Raw genomic sequence first — 7,456 nt, forward strand, 5'->3', positions numbered from 1 at the left:
AGATTGCACACACTATTATGGATCAAATTTATAGAAATTCAAATTCTCATATTTCCCAGGAAATATTGTCAAAAAAAAAGCGAGACATTCGTCTCGCTTTTTCTTTGATTACTCAACCAAATTAGTGTTGTGAAGCACCGGAAACTGTATCAGGAGCTTCGTCTTCTTCTGGTTCTGATTCTTCATGTTGAGATGCACCTGTTGCAGCATCAGCTTCTAAGCCGTACTTTTCGGCAAAGTAGCTGAATGGCTTCAAGTCTTCGGCTTGATACTTCTTGACGAAGGCTGGATCGTCAAGTGAGTTCAATTCAGTTGAGTAAGGCATTTCATGGGTGTACTTAATATCGATTAACATTGGGCCATCCATCTTCTTGAATTCGTTAACTGCTTCTTCGAATTCTTTCTTAGTGCGTACAGTAACGCCCTTCACGTTCATACCTTCAGCAACCTTAGCCCAGTCGTTGTCAGGGATAATAACGCCTGATAATGGTTGGTTAGATTCATCCTCTTGTTCTGCTTGAATGAAACCTAATGTTTCATTAGTGAAGATAATGTTCAAAACATGCATGTTGTAGCGTGCCATAGTGAGCAATTCTTGGTTCATCATAGCAAAGCCACCATCACCAGCTAATTGCCATACTTCACGGTCTGGGTAAACAGTTGCAGCCATTAAGGCAGCTGGAGCACCGTAGCCCATTGTTGCGTGCAAGCCTGAAGTAGTCCACTTTTGATCGTCATGCAAGTTCAAAAGACGACATGAGTCAACGTTAACGTTACCAACATCGATTGCAAAGATAGCATTGTCGTCAGCCTTCTTGTTGATTACATCCCAGATTGGCTCTGGACGTACAGGCATTTCATCTGAATTCTTAAAGCTATCTTGCCAAGCATCCCAATTCTCACGGTCTGCAATAGCAGCCTTGTAAAGTGGTGATTCGCTTCTAGTTTCACCAGCGTCAATAATTGCTCTCAATGCCTTCTTAGCATCAGCTAACATTGATACATCAGTTGAGTGACGCTTGCCAAACTTAGCTGGATCAACATCAATTTGAATTACCTTGGCATCCTTAGGGAACCATAATACTGAGAATGGTGAGTTATTGCCAACCCAAACAACTAAGTCAGTTGCACCTTGAACTTCTTGTGCAGCCTTTGGCCCAAGACGACCGATGGTACCCATGTATGCTGGGAACTTATCTTCTACGATACCTTTGCCTAAGTATGATGACATAATTGGAGTCTTGAATTTTTCAGCAAATTCCTTAACTTCATCACCGGCATCTTTAGCACCTAAACCAATGTATATGGTTGGGTTCTTAGCTTCCTTCAAAAGCTTAACAGCTTCATCAACTGAAGTCTTAGTTGGTGCTGGGTAATTTGCTTCTGGATGAGCGTCTTTGTTAACACGGAAGTTGTCATCAATCTTTTGCCAGCCGTAATCCTTAGGAATGATAATTACTGCAGGGCCCTTGCGTGCATAAGCTTGACGAATAGCTTCATCAGTTAAAATAGGAATTTGATCAGCTGTCTTAGCTTGACGGCACCATACGCTAGCGTTCAAGAACCACTTGTCTTCGTCAAAGGCTTGGAAGAAGTCGATATCTTGTCTGCTGGTTGGAACGTTGGCTACGATTGCTACCATTGGAGTCTTGTCATATTTAGCATCGTACAAACCGTTGAATAAGTGAGCGGCACCAGGACCTGCTGAACCAAAACATACACCTAATTTACCTGTGATCTTGTATTCTGAGGCTGCGGCAAGTGCGCCAGCTTCTTCGTGACGAACTTCGATGAACTTCATCTTATCTCTAAAGTCATAGATGGCGTTCATACTTGAGTCGAATGAACCACCTGGAAAACCATAGATATGATCAATTCCCCAATCATAAATAACTTTAAGCATTGCATCAGAACCATTAATTTTTGTCATTTTATGTGCATCTCCTTAAATTTCATTGCTTTCATAATGTATTAAACCACACTTTTTCACAATTGCAAATCGCAAAAATGCGCATTATATCAAATATGAAAGCGTTTTTTGTGAAAATATTCATTTCACAAAGTAAGATAAATTATCACTTATATTCGGCTAATTGTGAGCGCTTTACATTGTGAGTACATGCACATTATTATACTAAAGTTTAATAATTTTATATATATTTATGATTGCTTATAGCTAAAAAATAAATAAAAAAATTTATTTTCTAACCCATACAAAAAAGAACACAGCCTACCTAGCAAGTCGTGCTCTTTAATACATTATTTCTTAATCTTGGAATAGCGTCCGTTTTGGATATAGACGCTTAAAATTGCCAGATCAGCTGGGTTTACCCCAGAAATACGTTCTGCTTGAGCTAAAGTTTCAGGACGAATCTTTTCAAACTTTTGTCGTGCCTCTGTGGCCAAACCCTCGATCATCTCATAATCAATATCTGCTGGGATCTTCTTGGCTTCTTGACGCTTCAAGCGAGCAATTCTGGTCTTCTCTTTTTCAATATAGCCTGCATACTTAATGCCAATTTCCACTTGCTCTCTGACGTAGCGATCACCAGCAACTTTTTCACCAGTTAAACGCTCAATATCTGCAATCTTAACGTGCGGACGACGGAGGAAAACGTCAGCCTTCACCCCGACCTTCATTGGTTCTTGACCAATGCTTTCAAGATAATGTTGAACATCATCGGTTAAGTGAACAGTAATCTCATGCAATCTAGCTTTAGCATCCCTAATGGCCTGTTTCTTTTCTTCAAACTTCTTGTAACGTTCATCAGAAATTAGGCCCAGCTGGTGGCCATATTCAGTTAAACGCAAGTCCGCGTTATCATGCCGCAAAATCAAACGATATTCAGCCCGACTAGTCAACAAACGGTATGGCTCATTAGTACCTTTAGTTACCAAGTCATCGATTAATACGCCAATATAAGCGTCATTTCTTCCTAAAGTAAAGCCCGGCTTGCTTTGTGCACTTAATGCCGCGTTAATGCCAGCAATTAAGCCTTGGCCTGCAGCTTCTTCATAACCTGAGGTCCCGTTCATTTGACCAGCAGTAAATAAGTGCTTAATCTTCTTAGTTTCCAAAGTGTGCTTCAATTGCCAAGGCTCTATTACATCGTACTCAATCGCATAGCCTGGGCGCATCAATTCGGCATGCTCAAGTCCAGCCACTGAGTGAACCATCTTCAACTGGATCTCTTCTGGCATCGAAGTAGAGAAGTCGCCTACATAGACTTCCTTGGTAGTCTTGCCTTCTGGTTCAAGGAAAATCTGATGGCGGTTCTTATCAGCAAACCGCACTACCTTATCTTCAATTGATGGGCAATAACGTGGACCTACGCCCTTGATAATTCCACTAAACATTGGTGCACGATCAAGATTGTCTCTAATAATTTCGTGCGTAGTTGGATTAGTGTAGGTCATCCAGCAAGAAATTTGATGCTTTAAATAGTCTTCATCTTTACTCTCATATGAGAAATGACGCGGAGTCTTATCACCAGGCTCCTCTTCAGTCTTAGAATAGTCAACCGTATTACCGTTAACCCGTGGAGGCGTACCCGTCTTAAAACGACGTAGTTTAAAACCAAGCTTCTCCAAATTTTCTGACAATTTAATTGAAGGAGTAGTGTTATTAGGACCTGAAGAATAAGTTAGTTCCCCAATAATAATCTTGCCGCGTGCGGCCGTACCAGTGGTTAAAACCACGCTTTTAGCATGATATTTTGCTCCAGTATTGGTAATTACGCCTTTGCAGACGCCGTCTTCTACTACCAATTGATCTACAATCGCCTGACGCAAGGTTAAGTTAGGTGTATTTTCAATAGTGTCCTTCATATGCTCATGATATTGCCACTTATCAGCCTGTGCCCGCAAAGCTCGAACTGCTGGACCCTTACCCGTATTAAGCATTCTCATCTGAATATAGGTAGCGTCAATGTTTTTACCCATTTGGCCAGCCAAAGCATCAATTTCACGGACTACCGTCCCCTTAGCTGGCCCACCTACAGAAGGGTTACATGGCATGAAGGCCACCATATCAAGGCCAATTGTTACTAATAATGTCTTTTGACCCATGTGGGCACTAGCTAATGCTGCTTCACAGCCAGCATGACCAGCTCCTACGACAATTACATCATACTCATTTGAATCATATGTCTTAATCATTTCTATCCTACTTTCCTAAACAGAATTGGCTGAATAATTGCGTTACTAACTCATCAGGAGCACTTTCACCAGTGATCTCGCCTAAGGTATCCCATGCTCCAGTAAAATCAATCTGCGCAATATCCACCGGCACGCCATCATCAACGGCTTTAACTACATCCTGTAGCTCTTTTTTGGCCTTGCTCAAAAGGGATGCTTGCCGTTGATTGGTAACCATAATCTGATCATTGGAATTTTCGATTCCAGCAAAGAACAACTTATTGATCAATTCTTCAAGCTGATCAAGATTCTGCTCCTTTAAAATTGAGGTCGAAATAACATCACTGCCAGTTAATTTCTTCATGTGCTCTGCTGTTATTTTTTGCCCTAAATCGGACTTATTCAAGATAATGATCCGCTTCTTTGACTTGGTTTCTTCGAGCAAAGCCCTGTCTTCAGTAGTTAAGTCCTGACTAGCATCAATCAACAAAAGGACCAAATCAGCACGTTCAAGCGCTTTTTTAGAACGCTCTACCCCAATTTTTTCTACTTTATCATCCGTATGGTGAATACCAGCCGTATCAATCAGTTCTAGAGGTACGCCTTTTACAGATACATATTCTTCCAAGGTGTCACGCGTAGTTCCAGCGACATCGGTTACAATTGCTTTATCACTTTGCGTTAAATAATTAAGCAAGGATGATTTTCCCACATTTGGTCGACCTACGATTGCAGTAGCCAAGCCATTTCGCAAGATTTTACCTTCTTGAGCCGTTTTTAATAAATGGTCAATTTTCTTAATTACCGAATTTGCAGTATCCGCCATTTGCTTGGCTGTGACAGTGTCGGCATCGTATTCCGGATAATCAATATTAACCTCAACATTAGCTAAAGTATTCAAGATTTCTTGCCGCATTGCCTTAATCTTATGTAACAGACCACCTGCTAGTTGACCAACAGCTACTTGACGCGCCTTGTCTGTCTTAGCACGCACAATATCCATCACACTCTCTGCCTGAGTTAAATCAATTCGACCATTAACAAAGGCACGTTTAGTAAATTCCCCTGGATCTGCCATTCGCGCGCCGTGACTTAACAGCAACTGCAAAATATGATTCGTAACTACGATACCACCGTGGCAGTTGATCTCAACAATATCTTCGCGCGTAAAAGTTTTAGGTGCGCGCAGCACTGTAACCATTGCTTCATCAATAGTTTTACCAGTATCAGGGTCAATAATATGACCGTAATGAATCGTATGTGTTGGCACCTTGCTTAAATCTGCACCTTTAAAAACCTCATTAGCAATCTTAACCGCATCTTCACCGGACATTCGTACAATAGAAATTCCGCCTTCACCAATAGGTGTAGAAATTGCGGCAATGGTATCGAATTCTGTTAAAGTTTGAGCCATAATTTTCCCTTTTTCAATAAAAAAAGCGCATTATCCTACCACGAATAATCATGATGGATAAAGCACTTTGACTACTTTATCTAAAAATCATTTTAGATTTATATTCTTATTTGTTTTTGCGTCCTAAACGCTTGTAAGTTCTTCTTAGTTTACGTTTACGCTCGCGTTCAGCTTCTGCCTTAGCTTCTTGCTGCTTCTTATATTTAATAGGGTTCTGCAAGATAAAGGTCTGCACTGCCTGGAACAGGTTGGAAATTACCCAGTAAAGCGTAATGGCTGACTGGAATTTTAGTGCCATCACACCAGCCATGACGGACATCCCGTATGTCATCAACTTGGTCATCCCATTTTGGGATGATTTCGGTGTTGACAATTGGCTAATATACGTTGCTACGAAGGTGAAAACCATTGCCAAAATTGGCATGACATAGTATGGATCAGGCTTGCTTAAGTCCATCCATAAGAAGCGCCCATTTTGCAATTGTGGAGTGCGCAAAATCGCACCATACAAAGCATACATAACAGGCAACTGGATCAATACAGGTAAACAACCTGTATATGGATTTACACCAGCTTCTTTATAAAGCTTGCTAGTTTCTTGTTGTAATAATGTCCTGGATTCAGTGTCACGCCCTGGGTATTTCTTACGCAACTCATTAATTTGTGGCTGAATATTTTGCATCTTGGTTGTACTTCGAATAGAAATAGCATTCAAAGGAAGCAAAATAACACGAACAATAATGGTAAAGATGATAATCGCCCAACCATAGCTATTGCTCATTAATTTAGCTAACAACAAAATGAAAGCTGACATATAGTAAACAACCCAACGATCCCACCAATTGCCGCTATTATGCGAAATTGGTGCTGATTGACCGTTTGCGCCTTGCGTAGCACACCCCGTTAATACAACGACAAGTGTAATCAATGCAAGAACTGCAAGAAGGCGTTTGACATTTCTCTTAGTCAGAATGTCCTTCAATCTAATTTTCCTCAACTTCATCTGGCATTTCTTCAATAATACGCGCCAAAGCCAGTGCATGGAGCAAGTTTTTACGAACTTTGACCATATTAAAATCGCGAGCATAAGGCCGTGTAATAATTAAAAAATCAACATGCGGATTAATCTGCAGCTTTTCCTCATCAATCACGGCCCGAATATAACGCTTGAGTCGATTACGGGCGACCGCGGTATGACCAACCTTTTTTCCTACAGAGATACCCACGCGAAAATGTTTATTCTCTGTTTTTTCTACCTTATAAATTACAAAAGCACGATTGGCTACTGAATCGCCAGATTCAAAAACTTGCTGGAAATCTTTTTCAGATTTTACTCGATAAGACTTTCTCAAAACGTTTCATTCCACTCTAGTAGACTAAAAAAACCACTGGGATTCAGTGGTTTAAGCAGATAAGACTTTTCTACCCTTTGCACGGCGTCTTGCTAAAACCTTGCGGCCATTTGATGTGCTCATACGCTTCATAAAACCGTGAACGCGTGAACGATGACGCTTTTTAGGTTGGTAAGTTCTTTTAGTTGTCATTATAAACTGCACCTCCATAAAATCTTTGTGCCAACTGCACAATTTCTTATTAAGAATAGCACGAAAAGCAAGAAAAACCAAGTATTTATTAAAAAAAGCCTGTGCATACTTGTGTGCAATTTTTACAAAAAACGGAAAACTAAATGTGGATAAAAATAAAAATAAAATTTTTATGCAAAGATATACACAAGGCAATTCTCAGCATTTTCCACAACTCACAGGCTGTTAAAAACTTAATTCACACCATGTGGATAACGCATATGGAATTTTAACTGGATAACTGCTAGAATAGCATTCATAATCCACACTTGTGCTGTGCATAAAGCAACAATTTTGCTTGTGTCATGTCAAAATGTGCATA

At 40.4% G+C, this 7,456-nt stretch carries 6 protein-coding genes; all 6 read right to left on the reverse strand.

The window, feature by feature from the left end:
* Positions 1 to 121: 121 nt before the first annotated feature.
* Positions 122 to 1,930: a pyruvate oxidase gene (gene spxB / locus ICI50_RS10515; protein ID WP_095342228.1), complete on the reverse strand. Its 1,809-nt coding sequence runs from the start codon at positions 1,928 to 1,930 to the stop codon at positions 122 to 124.
* 329 nt (positions 1,931 to 2,259) lie between these two features.
* Positions 2,260 to 4,158 carry a tRNA uridine-5-carboxymethylaminomethyl(34) synthesis enzyme MnmG gene (gene mnmG / locus ICI50_RS10520; protein WP_188891695.1) on the reverse strand — a complete coding sequence of 633 codons (1,899 nt, stop codon included), beginning with the start codon at positions 4,156 to 4,158 and terminating at the stop codon, positions 2,260 to 2,262.
* A gap of 7 nt (positions 4,159 to 4,165) precedes the next feature.
* Positions 4,166 to 5,551 carry a tRNA uridine-5-carboxymethylaminomethyl(34) synthesis GTPase MnmE gene (gene mnmE / locus ICI50_RS10525; RefSeq protein ID WP_056940916.1) on the reverse strand — a complete coding sequence of 462 codons (1,386 nt, stop codon included), beginning with the start codon at positions 5,549 to 5,551 and terminating at the stop codon, positions 4,166 to 4,168.
* 106 nt (positions 5,552 to 5,657) lie between these two features.
* A complete protein-coding gene (locus tag ICI50_RS10530) occupies positions 5,658 to 6,533 on the reverse strand; it encodes a YidC/Oxa1 family membrane protein insertase (protein ID WP_188891697.1) in 876 nt (291 codons plus the stop codon).
* A gap of 1 nt (position 6,534) precedes the next feature.
* Complete coding sequence (gene rnpA / locus ICI50_RS10535) at positions 6,535 to 6,903, reverse strand: ribonuclease P protein component (protein WP_054640293.1); 369 nt, start codon at positions 6,901 to 6,903, stop codon at positions 6,535 to 6,537.
* A gap of 51 nt (positions 6,904 to 6,954) precedes the next feature.
* Entirely contained in the window at positions 6,955 to 7,095 is a 141-nt protein-coding gene (rpmH, locus tag ICI50_RS10540; protein ID WP_003549412.1) for a 50S ribosomal protein L34, read from the reverse strand.
* Positions 7,096 to 7,456 lie beyond the last annotated feature (361 nt).

Source organism: Lactobacillus kefiranofaciens, assembly GCF_014656585.1.
Lineage (GTDB): Bacteria > Bacillota > Bacilli > Lactobacillales > Lactobacillaceae > Lactobacillus > Lactobacillus kefiranofaciens.

Coding starts and splice junctions, on each gene's coding strand:
- spxB (WP_095342228.1), bottom strand. CDS start 1,930: ATGACAAAAATTAATGGTTCTGATGCAATGCTTAAAGTTATTTATGAT.
- mnmG (WP_188891695.1), bottom strand. CDS start 4,158: ATGATTAAGACATATGATTCAAATGAGTATGATGTAATTGTCGTAGGA.
- mnmE (WP_056940916.1), bottom strand. CDS start 5,551: ATGGCTCAAACTTTAACAGAATTCGATACCATTGCCGCAATTTCTACA.
- rpmH (WP_003549412.1), bottom strand. CDS start 7,095: ATGACAACTAAAAGAACTTACCAACCTAAAAAGCGTCATCGTTCACGC.